The sequence below is a fragment of the Mycolicibacterium canariasense genome (genome assembly GCF_002101555.1).
GTDB classification, from domain to species: domain Bacteria; phylum Actinomycetota; class Actinomycetes; order Mycobacteriales; family Mycobacteriaceae; genus Mycobacterium; species Mycobacterium canariasense.
In genome coordinates this window covers 13,429-27,949 of sequence record NZ_LQOL01000081.1, presented here as the reverse complement: position 1 = coordinate 27,949, position 14,521 = coordinate 13,429, and the positions used below count along the sequence as shown (strand labels likewise).

General features: G+C 69.8%; 15 protein-coding genes and 1 pseudogene. 12 read left to right on the top strand and 4 right to left on the bottom strand.

Features of this window, described 5'->3' with window-relative positions; translation table 11 throughout:
• Positions 1-39 precede the first annotated feature (39 nt).
• Together AWB94_RS27790 and AWB94_RS27785 are read left to right on the top strand one after the other, a co-directional pair.
• Positions 40-1,623 (top strand): AMP-binding protein, encoded by a 1,584-nt coding sequence (locus tag AWB94_RS27790; RefSeq protein WP_062658446.1) that lies wholly within the window; start codon positions 40-42, stop codon positions 1,621-1,623.
• The gene (locus AWB94_RS27785; RefSeq protein WP_062658445.1) at positions 1,607-2,566 is read left to right on the top strand and encodes an o-succinylbenzoate synthase; all 960 of its coding nucleotides are present in this window, start codon (positions 1,607-1,609) and stop codon (positions 2,564-2,566) included. Before AWB94_RS27790 ends, AWB94_RS27785 begins: the two co-directional genes overlap by 17 nt.
• A gap of 89 nt (positions 2,567-2,655) precedes the next feature.
• Here AWB94_RS27785 and AWB94_RS27780 read toward each other — a convergent pair whose 3' ends face one another.
• Entirely contained in the window at positions 2,656-3,000 is a 345-nt protein-coding gene (locus AWB94_RS27780) for a type II toxin-antitoxin system HicB family antitoxin (RefSeq protein WP_062658742.1), read from the bottom strand.
• Positions 3,001-3,117: 117 nt separating this feature from the next.
• Between AWB94_RS27780 and AWB94_RS27775 the strand changes: the two are divergent.
• The 4 genes and pseudogenes from AWB94_RS27775 to AWB94_RS27760 form a co-directional block, all read left to right on the top strand.
• Positions 3,118-3,450 (top strand): annotated as a pseudogene (locus tag AWB94_RS27775) (DJ-1/PfpI family protein); the annotation flags it as partial.
• A 10-nt stretch (positions 3,451-3,460) separates the two neighbouring features.
• The gene (locus AWB94_RS27770; protein ID WP_062658443.1) at positions 3,461-4,282 is read left to right on the top strand and encodes an alpha/beta fold hydrolase; all 822 of its coding nucleotides are present in this window, start codon (positions 3,461-3,463) and stop codon (positions 4,280-4,282) included.
• 9 nt (positions 4,283-4,291) lie between these two features.
• Positions 4,292-5,941, top strand: coding sequence for a 2-succinyl-5-enolpyruvyl-6-hydroxy-3-cyclohexene-1-carboxylic-acid synthase (gene menD, locus AWB94_RS27765; protein ID WP_062658741.1), 1,650 nt, complete (start codon positions 4,292-4,294; stop codon positions 5,939-5,941).
• On the top strand, positions 5,941-6,456 hold the full coding sequence (locus AWB94_RS27760) for a DUF3592 domain-containing protein (protein WP_062658442.1): 516 nt from the start codon (positions 5,941-5,943) through the stop codon (positions 6,454-6,456). The genes menD and AWB94_RS27760 overlap by 1 nt, the downstream gene beginning before the upstream one ends.
• Here the strand turns inward: AWB94_RS27760 and AWB94_RS27755 are convergent.
• The gene (locus AWB94_RS27755) at positions 6,431-7,102 is read right to left on the bottom strand and encodes a DsbA family protein (protein WP_062658740.1); all 672 of its coding nucleotides are present in this window, start codon (positions 7,100-7,102) and stop codon (positions 6,431-6,433) included. The two genes, AWB94_RS27760 and AWB94_RS27755, sit on opposite strands and share 26 nt — an antisense overlap.
• Positions 7,103-7,189: 87 nt before the next feature.
• Here AWB94_RS27755 and AWB94_RS27750 point away from each other — a divergent pair, with 87 nt between their 5' ends.
• Positions 7,190-8,317 carry a glycosyltransferase family 4 protein gene (locus tag AWB94_RS27750; protein WP_062658739.1) on the top strand — a complete coding sequence of 376 codons (1,128 nt, stop codon included), beginning with the start codon at positions 7,190-7,192 and terminating at the stop codon, positions 8,315-8,317.
• A gap of 19 nt (positions 8,318-8,336) precedes the next feature.
• Here the strand turns inward: AWB94_RS27750 and AWB94_RS27745 are convergent, their stop codons facing one another.
• Positions 8,337-9,161 carry an SDR family oxidoreductase gene (locus tag AWB94_RS27745; protein WP_062658441.1) on the bottom strand — a complete coding sequence of 275 codons (825 nt, stop codon included), beginning with the start codon at positions 9,159-9,161 and terminating at the stop codon, positions 8,337-8,339.
• 97 nt (positions 9,162-9,258) lie between these two features.
• Here AWB94_RS27745 and AWB94_RS27740 point away from each other — a divergent pair, with 97 nt between their 5' ends.
• Genes AWB94_RS27740 through ppnP form a run of 3 tightly spaced genes read left to right on the top strand, consistent with a single transcriptional unit; the run spans position 9,259 to position 11,229 of the window.
• Positions 9,259-9,954 (top strand): demethylmenaquinone methyltransferase, encoded by a 696-nt coding sequence (locus tag AWB94_RS27740; RefSeq protein WP_062658440.1) that lies wholly within the window; start codon positions 9,259-9,261, stop codon positions 9,952-9,954.
• A gap of 11 nt (positions 9,955-9,965) precedes the next feature.
• Positions 9,966-10,910 (top strand): CobW family GTP-binding protein, encoded by a 945-nt coding sequence (locus tag AWB94_RS27735; RefSeq protein WP_234811906.1) that lies wholly within the window; start codon positions 9,966-9,968, stop codon positions 10,908-10,910.
• A 34-nt stretch (positions 10,911-10,944) separates the two neighbouring features.
• The gene (ppnP, locus tag AWB94_RS27730; protein ID WP_234811905.1) at positions 10,945-11,229 is read left to right on the top strand and encodes a pyrimidine/purine nucleoside phosphorylase; all 285 of its coding nucleotides are present in this window, start codon (positions 10,945-10,947) and stop codon (positions 11,227-11,229) included.
• Between the two features lie 63 nt (positions 11,230-11,292).
• On the opposite strand, the gene menJ is transcribed toward ppnP, so the two are convergent.
• Entirely contained in the window at positions 11,293-12,510 is a 1,218-nt protein-coding gene (gene menJ / locus AWB94_RS27725; protein WP_062658438.1) for a menaquinone reductase MenJ, read from the bottom strand.
• A 24-nt stretch (positions 12,511-12,534) separates the two neighbouring features.
• Between menJ and grcC1 the strand changes: the two genes are divergently transcribed.
• Both grcC1 and htpX read left to right on the top strand, forming a co-directional pair.
• Positions 12,535-13,542: a nonaprenyl/(2E,6E)-farnesyl/geranylgeranyl diphosphat synthase gene (gene grcC1, locus AWB94_RS27720; protein WP_062658437.1), complete on the top strand. Its 1,008-nt coding sequence runs from the start codon at positions 12,535-12,537 to the stop codon at positions 13,540-13,542.
• A 72-nt stretch (positions 13,543-13,614) separates the two neighbouring features.
• A complete protein-coding gene (gene htpX / locus AWB94_RS27715; protein WP_062658436.1) occupies positions 13,615-14,487 on the top strand; it encodes a zinc metalloprotease HtpX in 873 nt (290 codons plus the stop codon).
• Positions 14,488-14,521: the final 34 nt, after the last annotated feature.

Below are 14,521 nucleotides of genomic sequence, written 5' to 3'. Positions count from 1 at the left end.
AGCCGGCTGGTGCGGGATCCGTCATGGCACGCTGCTGGCATGTCAGAGTTGCCCGCACCCCGGTTTCTCGATGAACGTGTCGCGCGGTGGGCGGCCACCACACCCGATGCCGAGGCGGTGACCTATCTGCAGCGCAGCTGGACCTGGTCGCAATGGGACGATCGGGTCCGGCGGCTGGCCGGGGCGCTGGCGGCGCGCGGCGTCGGGCGCGGTGGCGTCGTCGCGTTCCTGGACAAGAACCACCCCGCCTGCGTGGAGGCGACACTGGCGGCCGCGTCGCTCGGTGCGGCCAACGCCATCATCAACTTCCGGCTGGCCGCCGAGGAATTGGACTACGTGCTCAACGATTCCGGCGCCACCCTGCTGTTCGTGGGCGCCGAACTGATGCCGGCCGTCGAGGCCATCCGCGACAAGCTGCCGGCCGTTACCGAGATCGTCGAGGTCAAGCCCGACGGAGATGACGGGTACGAGGCGATGCTGGCCGCGGCCAGCCCGGTCGGGCGGTCCCCGGAGGTCACCCCCGATGACGTGTGCATCGTGATGTACTCCTCGGGTACCACCGGCCGGCCCAAGGGTGTCGCGCTGACGCAGGCCAATGTCATCGCCCACACCGTCAACGCCTTCGAGGGCTGGACCGCCGAGCCGGGCGACAAGAATCTGGTCGCCATGCCGTTGTTCCACGTCGGCGGCACGTCCTACATGCAGTACGGCCTGCAGAACGGTGTACCCAGCTACATGACCCGCGATGTCGACGGGGCCGCGCTGGCCGGCGGCATCCTCGCCGGCGCCAACCGGACCTTCCTGGTGCCCGCCGTGCTGGCCAAGGTGCTCGACACCGGCCCGGACGCGGTGCAGCTGTTCGGGGCGCTCAAGACCTACGCCTACGGTGCCTCGCCCATGCCGCTGCCGCTGTTGCGGCGGGCGCTGCAGGCCTGGCCGGACACCGAGTTCATCCAGGTGTACGGGCTCACCGAGGTGTGCGGTGTGGTGACCCGGTTGATGCCCGAAGATCACCGCGGCGGCAACGAGGAGCGCCTGATCAGCGCGGGCACGCTGATCCCCGAGGCGCAGCTGCGCGTGGTCGACCCGAATACCGGCGAGGATGTGCCCGACGGAGAGCAAGGCGAATTGTGGTTCCGCACACCGCAGTTGATGAAGGGATATCTGAACAAGCCGGAGGCCACCGCCGAGGCCATCACCCCGGACGGCTGGTTCCGCACCGGCGACATCGGCCGGGTCGACGCCGACGGTTACGTCTTCGTCGAGGATCGGCTCAAGGACATGATCATCTCCGGCGGGGAGAACATCTACTCGATCGAGGTGGAACGGGTGCTCGCCGAGCACCCGGCGGTGGCCGAGGTGGCGGTGTTCGGGGTTCCCGACGAGAAGTGGGGTGAGGCCGTCAAGGCCGTCGTCGCCTTGGACAGAGAGGCCGTCGGGGAGGCCGGCGGCGAGGTTTCGGCGGACGAGCTGATCGCCTGGGCGCGGCAACGGCTGGCTGCCTACAAGTGCCCGAAGACGGTGGACTTCACCGACGCGTTGCCGCGCAACCCGACTGGCAAGATCATGAAGAAGGACTTGCGCACACCACACTGGGAGGGTCGCGATCGCGCCACCGTTTGACGCACCGCTCGACGACCTGCTGGAGCGGCTGCACATCGTCGCCCTGCCGATGCGGGTGCGGTTCCGCGGGATCACCGTGCGCGAGGTGGCGCTGATCGACGGGCCCGCGGGCTGGGGTGAGTTCGGGGCGTTCCTGGAGTACGAGCCGCCCGAGGCCGTGCACTGGCTGGCGTCCGGAATCGAAGCGGCGTACGGGGTTTCGCCCATGCCGCGACGGGACCGTATTGCGATCAACGCGACCGTGCCCGCGGTGCCCGCGGCGCAGGTGCCCGAGGTGCTGGCCCGGTTTCCCGGCGCACGGACCGCGAAGGTGAAGGTCGCCGAGCCAGGGCAGACCCTTGCCGACGACATCGACCGGGTGGCGGCGGTGCGCGCCCTGGTGCCCGTCGTCCGGGTCGATGCCAACGGGGGCTGGACGGTGGACCAGGCGGTGCGGGCGGCCGCCAGTCTCGGGCCCTTGGAGTATCTCGAACAGCCTTGTGCGACGGCCGAAGAGCTCGCGCAGTTGCGCCGGCTGATCGACGTGCCGGTGGCGGCCGACGAGTCGATCCGCAAGGCCACCGATCCGTTCCGGGTGGCCAGGCTGCAGGCGGCCGATATCGCGGTGGTCAAGGTCGCCCCGCTGGGTGGGGTGGGCCGGCTGCTGGACATCGCCGCGGCGATCGGCATCCCGCTGGTGGTGTCGAGTGCGCTGGACTCGGCGGTGGGGATGTCCCGCGGTCTGCTGGCCGCGGCGTGCCTACCGGAGTTGCCGCACGCCTGCGGATTGGGCACCGGCGGGTTGTTCGTCGAGGACGTGGCGGATGTCGCATTGCCCACCGACGGCTTTCTGCCGGTCGGGTCGGTCACTCCCGACCCGGCCCGGTTGGCCGGGTTGGCGGTGTCGGCGGATCGGCGGCAGTGGTGGATCGACCGCGTGCGGGACTGCTACCCGCTGCTGTGACGGCCGGGTGGCGGCGCCCAGTTCCGGGCGGCACATGGTTGTCGAAAGCGATATCGCATGCGATATCGCTTTCCGGACTCGAGTGCGGCTCAGAACAGGTCGTCGAGCGACGGCGGGCGGCCGCACAGCTTCTGCACCACCCACTGATTCAGCGACACCCGTTGCTCGGCCGCCTCCACCATCAGCTTGCCGTGCAGCACCGGCGAGGTGCGCACCACGAACCGGCCGCTGTACTTGCGGTCGGTCAGCGACGGCGGCGGGTCGAAACCGTCCTCGACCATCTCGGTGACATAGGCGCCCACCTCCTGCTCGATCGCGGCGGTCGCCTTCGCGGCGGTGGGGCCGTAGGCGAACTGCGTGGGGAATTCCAGGCACAGGCCGATGTACTTCCTGGCTTCGGGAGACCACTCGGCGCGATACGTGTAGCGCGGCATGGCCGGATCATCGCGCGCGGCACCGACACCGATCGCGTACTCAAGCGGCTCTGAGCCCATGTCCTGGACGCCATGGCCGCCGGCGGTCACGATGAGACGGTGACCCAAACCGCCATTGTGTTGCGCGCCCGCCGCACGGCGACGTGGACGGCATCGGTGTGTTCCGGTTCGATCATCCTGGCCGCCTCTGGCGTGCTCGACGGCAAACGCGCCACCTCGCACTGGGCGGCGCTGCCGGTGCTCAAGACGTTCGGGGTCGAACCGGTCGGCGACGAGCGGATCGTGCACCAGGGCGACGTGGTGACCTGCGCCGGGGTGTCGGCAGGTATCGACCTCGGGCTGTGGCTGGCCGCCCTGATGTGGCGCGAGCTGTTGAAACCCGCCGCGCTGAAGGCCGGCACGTTGCTGCTGTGGGACCAGGCGATCAAGAAGGTGCGCGCCCGCAAGTAGGGTCGGCCGGGTGAACCTGGCTTACGACGACCGCGGTAGCGGTGATCCCGTCCTGTTCATCGCCGGCCGTGGCGGCGCCGGTCGCACCTGGCATCTGCACCAGGTACCCGCGTTCCGGCGTGCCGGCTACCGCATCATCACCTTCGACAACCGCGGCATCGGTGCCACCGAGAACGCCAGCGGCTTCACCACCGAACAGGTGGTCGCCGACACCGCCAAACTGATCGACGACGTCGTCGGCGGGCCGGTGCGCGTCGTCGGCGTGTCCATGGGCTCCTATATCGCGCAGGAACTGATGCTGGCCCGCCCAGACCTCGTCACCCAGGCCGTGCTGATGGCCACCCGCGGCAGGCACGACAAGGCCAGGGAGTTCTTCAGCACCGCCGAACGCGAACTCGCCGCCGCCGGCGTCGCGCTGCCCCCCGCCTACGACGCCAAGATCCGGTTGCTGGAGAGCTTCTCGCCCAAGACCCTCAACGACGACCGCGCGGTGATGGACTGGGCCGAGATGTTCACCATGTGGCCCACCAAGCCCACCCCCGGCCTGCGCAGCCAGCTGGACATCGCCCCGAAGACCAACCGGCTGCCCGCCTACCAGAGCATCACGACGCCGGTGCTGGTCATCGGGTTCACCGACGATGTCGTCATGCCCCCGCACCTGGGCCGGGAGGTGGCCGACGCGATTCCGCGCGCCCGGTATCTGGAGATCGGTGACGCCGGGCATCTCGGTTTCATCGAACAGCCCGACACCGTCAACACCGCCATCTTGGAGTTCTTCGGCGAAGGCCGCACGGAGTTGCCCATCGAAGCCACCCCGTCCGGCCGGGCATAGGCTGACGTGGTGAACCCCTCGACGACCCAGGCGCGCGTCGTCGTCGACGAACTCGTTCGCGGCGGCGTGCGCGACGTGGTGTTGTGCCCCGGTTCACGTAACGCGCCGCTGGCCTTCGCCCTGCACGACGCCGACCGCGCCGGGCGCATCCGGTTGCACGTCCGGATCGACGAACGCACCGCCGGATACCTGGCCATCGGCTTGGCGGTCGGCGGCGGAATGGCCCCGGTGTGCATCGCGATGACCTCCGGCACGGCGGTGGCCAACCTCGGCCCCGCCGTGGTGGAGGCCAACTACGCCCGGGTGCCGCTGATCGTGCTGAGCGCCAACCGACCCTATGAGTTGCTGGGCACCGGCGCCAACCAGACCATGGAGCAGCTCGGCTATTTCGGCAGCCAGGTGCGGGCCAACATCAGCCTGGGCCTGGCCGAGCACCGGGCCGAGAACGACCTGGCCGCCCTGAACGCGCAATGGCGCTCGGCCACCTGCCGGGTACTGGTGGCCGCCACCGGGGCGCGCACCGCCAACGCCGGCCCCGTGCAATTCGACATCCCGCTGCGCGAACCGCTGGTCCCCGATGCCGACGACCACCGCGACGAGACCCCGGCGGGGCGGCCGGACGGCAAACCGTGGACCTACACCCCGCCGGTCAGCTTCGACCAGCCGCTGGACATCGACCTGAGCCCGGACACCGTGGTGATCGCCGGGCACGGCGCCGGCCGGCACCCCAACCTGGCCGCACTGCCCACCGTGGCCGAACCCACGGCGCCGGTCCCGGCCAACCCACTGCACCCGCTGGCCCTGCCGCTGCTGCACCCCAAGCACGTGATCATGCTGGGCCGACCGACGCTGCACCGCCCGGTGTCGGCGCTGCTGGCCGATCCCGCGGTGCCGGTCTTCGCGCTCACCACCGGCCCGCGCTGGCCCGACGTGTCCGGCAATTCGCAGGCCACCGGCACCCGCGCGGTCACCACCGGGGCACCCGAGCCGGGTTGGCTGAATCGCTGCGCCGAGATCCACCGGCGCACCCTGGCCGCGGTGCACACCCAGCTGAAACAGCACCACCTGACCACCGGCCTGCACGTCGCCGCCGCGGTGGCCGAAGCCCTGGCCGACGGCGACCAGCTGGTGCTGGGCGCCTCCAACCCGGTTCGCGACGTGGCGCTCGTCGGACTGGCCACACCGGGCGTGCGGGTGCGGTCCAACCGCGGCGTCGCCGGTATCGACGGCACCGTCTCCACCGCCATCGGGGCCGCGTTGGCCCATGAGCGCGGCGGCGCTTCGCCGGGCAAAACCGTCGCGCTGATCGGCGACCTGACCTTCGTGCACGACAGTTCCGGCCTGCTGATCGGTCCCACCGAGCCGCACCCGAAGAACCTGACCATCGTGGTGTCCAACGACAACGGCGGCGGCATCTTCGAATTGCTCGAACAGGGTGATCCCCGGTTCTCCGACGTGTCCTCGCGGGTCTTCGGCACCCCGCACGATGTGGACGTCGGTGCGCTGTGCCGTGCCTACCATGTCGACAGCGCGCAGATCGAGGCCGATGATCTCGCCACGGCGCTGGCCGAACCGTATGACGGGATGCGGGTGCTGGAGGTGAAGGCCGACCGGTCGTCGCTGCGGGCACTGCACGCGTCGATCAGGGCGGCGCTCTAGTGCCGACCTGGGTCCGGCGGCTGGAAGCCTTGTGGCGCATCGTGGTTCCGCACCTTCTCGGCGACGGTACCGAAACCAGGGCGCAGCGGGTGGTGCGCCGCGTCCGGGTCGGCATCGTGCTCGCGGCCGCACTGGTGACGTTCCAGTCCGTGCTGCTGGTGATCGGCGCGTGGGTCAACGACCGGCAGATCGAACGCAATATGGGGGTGGCCGCCGCCGAGGTGCTCGACGCGGGCCCACGCCGCTCGACCATCGAATTCGTCACCCCCGACCGCGTCACCTACCGGCCCGAGCTCGGGGTGCTCTACCCGTCGGAGCTGGAGAACGGCATGCGCATCTACGTCGAATACGACAAGACCGATCCGGACCTGGTCCGGGTGCAGCACCGTAACGCCGCGTTGGCGATCGTCCCGGCCGGATCCATCGCCGTGCTCGGCTGGCTGGTCGCCGGTGCCGCGCTGGTCGCCGTCGAGGTGGTGGCCCGGCGCGTCACGCCGAGTCGATCAGCTTCTTGAGCCAGTCGTCGTCGTAGACGTCGAGCTTGCGGTCCTTGTTGAGGTCGTAGACGGTCGGCGTCCCGGTGCCGGTGGGGTCGATCTCGTAGAGGAACTCGAAGTTCATGTCCTCCATCGCCTGTGCGTCCACCGCCGCGTCGCCGTCGGCAATCTGCTGGGCCTGCTCGTCGGGCACCCCGGCCTTGCGGGCCATCGCGGCCAGCTCGTCGTCGGTGGGGCCTAAACCGCCCGGATCCTGATTGGCCCACAGGTCCTCGACGAACCGCTGGAATGCCACAGCGGGGGTGTGCTTGCCGGCACCGGCCACGAACAACGCGTTGGCAACCCGCTCGGAATGGTGATTGCCGTCCTTGTCCAGGAAGGTCATCGGCCGGTAGGTGACCTGGAGTGCCCCGATGCCGATGTAGTAGCGGATGGCGTCCCCGAAGTCGTGCTGCAGGTCGGCGCAGTGCGTGCACTGCGGCTCGGTGTAGATCTCGATCCGCGCCGGCGCCTCCGCGAATCCGGCGACCACACCGAAGCCGTCCTTGCTCACCTCGGTCATCGGGCGTACCGGATCGGGCTGCGCGGCGCCGCTGACCTGCCTGGCGCACCCGACCCCGGCCAGCAGCGTTAACAAGGCCAGCACCACCAACCACGGACGCACAGGGGCAACCGTACCGCTGTCATGCTGTTCGCACGCCATATGCCGGCACGCAACCGCGTGGTCAACCGCCGCTGCGACAGTGGGCTCGTGCGCGTTGCAATCGTTGCCGAATCCTTCCTCCCGAATGTCAACGGCGTCACCAACTCGGTGCTTCGGGTGATCGAGCATCTCCGTCGCACCGGCCACGAGGTCATCGTCATCGCCCCCGACACCCCCCGCGGCCAGGCGCCGGCCGACCGGGTGCACGACGGCGTCCGTATCCACCGGGTCCCGTCGATGATGTTCCCGAAGGTCACCTCGCTGCCGCTGGGTGTGCCCCGCCCACGAATCGTCAACGTGCTGCGCGGATTCGATCCCGACGTGGTGCACCTGGCCTCGCCTGCACTGCTGGGCTGGGGCGGGGTGCACGCCGCGCGGCACCTGGGCGTGCCGACGGTGGCGGTGTTCCAGACCGATGTCGCCGGGTTCGCGCAGAGCTACGGGGTCGGCATGCTGTCCCGGGCATCCTGGACGTGGACCCGGCGGCTGCACAGCAAGGCCGACCGCACCTTGGCGCCGTCCACCGCGGCAATGGAAGACCTTGCGGCCCATCGCATTCCGCGGGTGCACAAATGGGGCCGCGGTGTCGACATCGCCGGGTTCGTGCCGTCGGCCCGTGACGAGGCGCTGCGCCGCAGGCTCTCACCCGCCGGCCTGCCGATCGTCGGCTTCGTCGGTCGGTTGGCCCCGGAGAAGCACGTGGAACGGTTGGCCGGGTTGGCCGCCCGCGACGATCTGCAGGTGGTGATTGTCGGCGACGGTGTCGACCGCGCCAAGCTGGCCGGCCTGATGCCCCGCGCGGTGTTCACCGGGGCGCTCTACGGCGCCGAACTGGCCGCCGCCTACGCCAGCATGGACGTGTTCGTGCACCCGGGTGAACACGAAACCTTCTGTCAGGCCGTGCAAGAGGCGATGGCCTCCGGCGTTCCGGTGGTCGCGCCCAACGCCGGCGGGCCCCGCGACCTGGTCACCCCGATGCACACCGGCCTGCTGCTGGGCGTCGACGAGTTCGAAACCCGGCTGCCCGGCGCCGTCGAGCACCTGATCGCCGAGCGGTCCCGGTATTCGGCGGCCGCCCGGCGCAGCGTGCTGGCCCGCACCTGGCCCGCGGTCTGCGACGAACTGATGGGCCACTACGAGGCCGTCATCGGCCTGCGGCGGCGCGCTGCCGCCTAGGCTCGACCGAGCCCTGGGCCTACCCCTGGGCTTCGATGGCCACCGGTTGCCATTCTTCCCATGTCCTGAGCCGACTTTCGTAGTCTGCCTTGGCCAGGGTCAGCGGCAACTCACCGAAGAACGCGCGCAGCGGCGGCTTGTCCGCGTCGACGATCTTGAGCACCGCCGCGGCCGACGCCTTCGGATCACCGGACTTCGAGGTGCGCGCGGCGCGGGCCCGCTGGGCGGCTTCGCGCGCCTCGGCGTAATCCGGCAGCGGCGTCGCGTGTTTGGCCGACGAGCCGGCCCAGTCGGTGGAGAAGCCGCCCGGTTCGATCAGCGTCACGTGGATACCCCACGGTGCCACCTCCTGGGCCAGCGATTGCGAAAAGCCTTCCAGCGCCCACTTGGAGGCGTGGTAGATGCCGACCAGCGGGAACGCGGTGATGCCGCCGATCGAGGACACCTGGATGATGTGGCCGCTGCGCTGCGCCCGCAGATAGGGCAGCGCGGCCTGGGTCACCCACAGCGCGCCGAACACATTCGTCTCGATCTGGTCGCGCGCCTCGGCCTCGGACAGTTCCTCGATGAAGCCGAACTGCCCGTACCCGGCGTTGTTCACCACCACGTCGAGCCGCCCGAACCGGTCATGGGCCTGCGCGACCGCCGCGAAATCGGCCTCCCGGTCGGTGACGTCCAGGCGCAGGGGCTGCAGCGCGTCACCGTACTTGCCCACCAGGTCGTCCAGCGTGGCGGTGTCGCGGACCGTCGCGGCCACCTTGTCACCGCGCTCCAGGGCGGCGATCGCCCATTCCCGGCCGAAGCCGCGCGACGCCCCCGTGATGAACCAGACTTTCTCCGTCATATCGTCCCTCTCTTCTTCGGTGCACCTGATCGTTTTCAAGGCCCCCACCGTCGAGGCCATTCCCGCAAGCCCGAGACTCACAGGTAGTTTTGGAGCGGTGAACCGCGCGACGCTGGAGAAAGACCCACACGAGGTGGCGTCGATGTTCGACGCCGTCGCTCGCCGCTACGACCTGACCAACACCGTCATGTCGCTGGGGCAGGACCGGTTCTGGCGGCGGCAGACGCGGGCGGCGCTGGGTGTCGGGCCGGGAGACACGGTGCTCGACCTGGCTGCCGGCACCGCGGTGTCGACGGTGGAGCTGGCGGCCTCGGGCGCCTGGTGCGTGGCGGCCGATTTCTCGGTGGGGATGCTGGCCGCGGGCAAGGGCCGGGCGGTGCCGAAGGTGGGTGCGGACGCCACCCGGCTGCCGTTTGCCGACGGCGTGTTCGACGCGGTGACCATCAGCTTCGGATTGCGCAATGTCGTCGACCACGTGGCCGGCCTGCGGGAGATGGCCCGGGTGACCCGCCCCGGCGGGCGGCTGGTGGTGTGCGAGTTCTCCACCCCCACCAACCGCGCCTTCGCGACGGTGTACAAGGAGTACCTGATGAAAGCGCTGCCGGCCATGGCGTCGGCGGTGTCCAGCAACCCGGATGCCTATGTGTACCTGGCCGAGTCGATCCGGGCGTGGCCCGATCAGGCCGCGTTGGCCGGCCGCATCGCCGAGGCCGGCTGGGGCTCGGTGCGCTGGCGTAACCTCACCGGCGGCATCGTCGCGCTGCACGCGGCGGTGAAACCGCCCGTCGACTGAGGCGGGCAGGCGTGAGTGTTCCCGTGCTGGCCGTCGCCGGCCACCTCGGCGCCGGTAAGACGACCCTGCTCAACCATCTGCTGCGCAACGGCTCCGGTGCGCGAATCGGCGCTCTGGTCAACGACTTCGGTGCCGTCAACATCGATGCCATGCTGGTCGCCGGCCAGGTCGACGCGATGGCCGCACTGACCAACGGCTGCATCTGCTGTGTCACCGACGACGGTGAGGTGGCCGAGATGCTCGGCAAGCTGGCGGCGGTGAAACCCCGGCTCGACCTCATCGTGGTGGAGGCCAGCGGTATCGCCGAGCCGCCCGCGCTGGCCCGGACCATCATGGCGGTGGACAACAACAGGTTTCACTATGCCGGCCTGGTGCTGGTGGTCGACGCCGTCGCACCCACCGGTCTGGAGCACGGCGCGCGCGTCGCCGATCTGATCGTGCTGAACAAGGTGTCGGTCGCCGAGGACCTCGTGACGGTGCGGCAGGCGGTGCGGGCGCTCAATCCGGTGGCGCCCATCGTGCCCACGGATTTCGCCAAGGTCGACCCGCGGCTGTTGATCGACCCGGCACCGCGACCGCTGCGCGCGCAGATGTCCTTCGACGAGTTGCTACACGACGAGCATCACCATGACGACCACGAGCACCCGGCCTATCAGAGCATCGAATTCCCGTGCGACACCCCGCTGAATCCACGCCTGTTCATGAACTTGTTGCGGGACCGTCCCCAAGGACTTTATCGCGCAAAGGGTTTCGTGGACTTCGGCCCGGCGCACCGGTACCTGCTGCAGTTGGTCGGCGGCTCGGTGCGGTTCGAGCGGACGCGGCGGGCCGGTACCGAGCTGGTGTTCATCGGTACCGAGATCGACACCGACGCGCTGCAGTCCGCGCTGGACGAGTGCGTCCGGGTGCCCGCCGACGAGCAGGGGATCCTCGGCGTGCTGAAGTTCGTGGTGTAGGTATCCTGACCGCTCATCGGAAAACTGAGGAGCCGTGTTGTTCAAGGTCAACGAGTATTTCGACGGTGACGTCGCGTCGATCGCCTTCAGGACGGCCGGCGGGCCCGCGACCGTCGGCGTGATGGCCGTCGGCGAATACGAGTTCGGCACCTCGTCGGTGGAGATCATGCACGTCGTCTCCGGTGCTCTGACCGTCAAGCTGCCCGGCCGAGACGAGTGGGAAACCTTCGCCGCCGGAACGCAGTTCACCGTGCCGGGCGACAGTTCGTTCGGGGTGCGCACCGAGGTCGAGACCGCCTACCTGTGCGAGTACCGCTGATCCTCACGCGAGCGGCCGTGTCTGCGCAGTGACACGGCGCAGAACGTGGCATTTTGGGGGCGCTCAGCTGAACGGCTTGCGCTGATCCAGCCGGCGTGAGGCCCGCCCGGCCGTCCGCCACACCCGGGCGATCCAGTCCTCGTCCTCGTCGGTGACCAGATTGCCCATCACCCGCACCGCGACGGTCATCAGGAACTCCGACCGCATTGCCAGCGGCCCCGTCGACGGCAGGAACCGCGGATAGGTCAGCAGCAGGGCCAGCCGGCGCGCCACCGAGAACCCACGCGCGTAATGCTCGGTGAGCACGGCGGGCCAAGCGGCGGACAGATCGCTGCAGTCCAGCAGTTCGGCGGCCAGCCGGCCGGTCTCCAGCCCATAGTCGATGCCCTCCCCGTTGAGCGGGTTGACGCATGCGGCCGCGTCGCCGATCAACATCCAATTGGGGCCGGCCACACCGGATACCGCGCCGCCCATCGGCAGCAGCGCGGACAGCCCGGCCCGCGGCTCTGCGGAAAAACCCCATTCCGCCCGCCGCAATCCGGCGTAGGAGGACAGCAGCCGCGGCAGCCGGACGTCGGCGGGCCGCTTCGCGGTGGCCAGCGCGCCCACCCCGATGTTCACCTCGCCGTTGCCCAGCGGGAAGATCCAGCCGTAGCCGGGCAGCACATCGCCTTCGGGGGAACGCAATTCGAGATGTGATGTCAGCCACGGTTCGTCGGCGCGCGGGCTGCCGGCATAGCCGCGGATGGCCACCGCGTAGACGGTGTCCTGATGCCAGCGCCGCCCCAGCACGCGGCCCAGCGTCGAGCGGGCACCGTCGGCGACGATCACGGTGCCGACGGCGATCTCGGTGCCGTCGGCGAGCACCAGCGCGGTCACCCGCCCCCGCGAGTCACGCGCAGCGTCAACCACCTTGGTGCCCAACAGCATCTTGGCGCCCTCGTCGGCGGCGGCCATGCGGATGCGGTCGTCCAGTTCGGTGCGCGGTACGGCGCTGCTGGTGGACGGGAACGACGGCCCGGGCCACCGGATCTCGACATCGGCCCCGAATCCGGACATCCGCAGACCGTGGTGCCGGATCCGGCCGTCCAGCCAGTCGCCGAGCCCGAGCCGTTCGAGCTCGACGACCGCGCGCGGCGTCAGGCCGTCGCCGCAGGCCTTGTCACGCGGGAATTGCGCCGAGTCGATGACCAGCACGTCGCGCCCGGCACGGGCGGCCCATGCGGCCGCCGAGGAACCGGCCGGCCCGGCCCCGACGACAACCACATCTGCTCGCCTCATAACGCCTCACAGTATGTTGGACGAATGAGGACACCGGCGAGCGTGGTGGCGGGGGTGGACTTCGGGGACCCGGAGTTTGCCACACGGGTACGCGAGGGGGTGGCCCGCGTCGAGGACCTGATGTCCACCGAGCTGGGCAAAGCCGATGAGTTGATGGCCGAGGCCGTCCAGCACCTGTTCCAGGCCGGCGGTAAGCGGTTCCGGCCGCTGTTCACGGTGCTCTCGGCGTCGCTGGGACCGCGGCCCGACCATCCCGATGTGGCCATCGCGGGTGCGGTGATCGAGCTGGTGCACCTGGCCACCCTGTATCACGACGATGTCATGGACGAGGCCCAGGTCCGCCGCGGCGCGGACAGTGCCAACGCCCGCTGGGGCAACAACATCGCCATCCTGGCCGGTGACTACCTGTTCGCGACGGCGTCGCGGCTGGTGTCGCGGCTGGGCCCGGACGCGGTGCGGGTGATCGCCGACACCTTCGCCCAGCTGGTCACCGGCCAGATGCGGGAGACCCGCGGCGCGGTGACGGGTGCCGACGAGGTGGAGCACTACCTGAAGGTGGTCTACGAGAAGACCGGATGCCTGATCGCCGCGTCGGGCCGGTTCGGCGCCACCTTCTCCGGCGCCGACGAGGAGCAGATCGAGCGGCTGGCCCGTCTCGGCGGCATCGTCGGCACTGCCTTCCAGATCTCCGACGACATCATCGACATCGACAGCGATCCCGACGAGTCGGGCAAGCTGCCCGGCACCGACCTGCGGGAAGGCGTGCACACCCTGCCGGTGCTCTATGCCCTGCGGGAACCCGGTGCCGACGGTGACCGGCTGCGGATGCTGCTGGACGGCCCCGTCGACGACGATGCCGAGGTGGCCGAGGCGCTGGCGCTGCTGCGCCGGTCGGCGGGCATGACGCGGGCCAAGGAGGCGGTCGCCGACTACGCCCGGCAGGCCCGCGCCGAGCTGGACCTGTTGCCGGACGGGCCGGGGAGGGCCGCGTTGGCGACGCTGGTGGACTACACCGTCAACCGGCACGGCTGAGTGAGTACTGAGGAACCTGCGGGGGTTGCGCGGCGTTAGATGTTGCGACGACTTTCGTAGGAAGGGAAACCGATGACCTGGCATCCCCATGCCAACCGGATGAAGACGTTTGTGCTGCTGGTCGGCATGTCCGCACTGATCGTCTTCATCGGGTCGCTGTTCCGTAACCCGTCCATCCTGTGGTTGTCGGTGCTGTTCGCGGTCGGCATGAACGCCTACGTGTACTTCAACAGCGACAAGATGGCGTTGCGGGCCATGCACGCGCAGCCCGTCACCGAGATGCAGGCACCGGCGATGTACCGGATCGTGCGGGAACTGGCGACCATCGCGCGCCAGCCCATGCCCCGGCTCTACATCAGCGACACCGATGCGCCCAACGCGTTCGCCACCGGGCGCAACCCGCGCAATGCCGCGGTCTGCTGCACCACCGGGATCCTGCGCATCCTCGACGAGCGTGAACTGCGCGCCGTGCTGGGCCACGAACTGTCGCACGTGTACAACCGCGACATCCTGATCTCCTGTGTGGCCGGCGCCCTGGCCTCGGTGATCACCGCACTGGCCAATATCGCCATGTTCGCGGGCATGTTCGGCGGGAACCGCGAGGGCGGTGCCAATCCGTTTGCCCTGCTGCTGGTCTCGCTGCTCGGCCCGATCGCCGCGACGGTGGTGAAGCTGGCGGTGTCCCGGTCGCGCGAGTACCAGGCCGACCAGTCCGGCGCCGAGTTGACCGGTGACCCGCTGGCGTTGGCCAGCGCGCTGCGCAAGATCGCCTACGGTGTGCAGGCCGCACCGCTGCCGCCCGAGCCGCAGCTGGCCGACCAGGCGCACCTGATGATCGCCAACCCGTTCCGGGCCGGGGAGAAGATCGGCAAGCTGTTCTCCACCCACCCGCCGATCGAGGACCGGATCCGCCGCCTGGAGGGGATGGCGGGCCGCCGCCTCTGACCCCCAGCGAGTTCGGCGCGCTTACCCGCGGTCA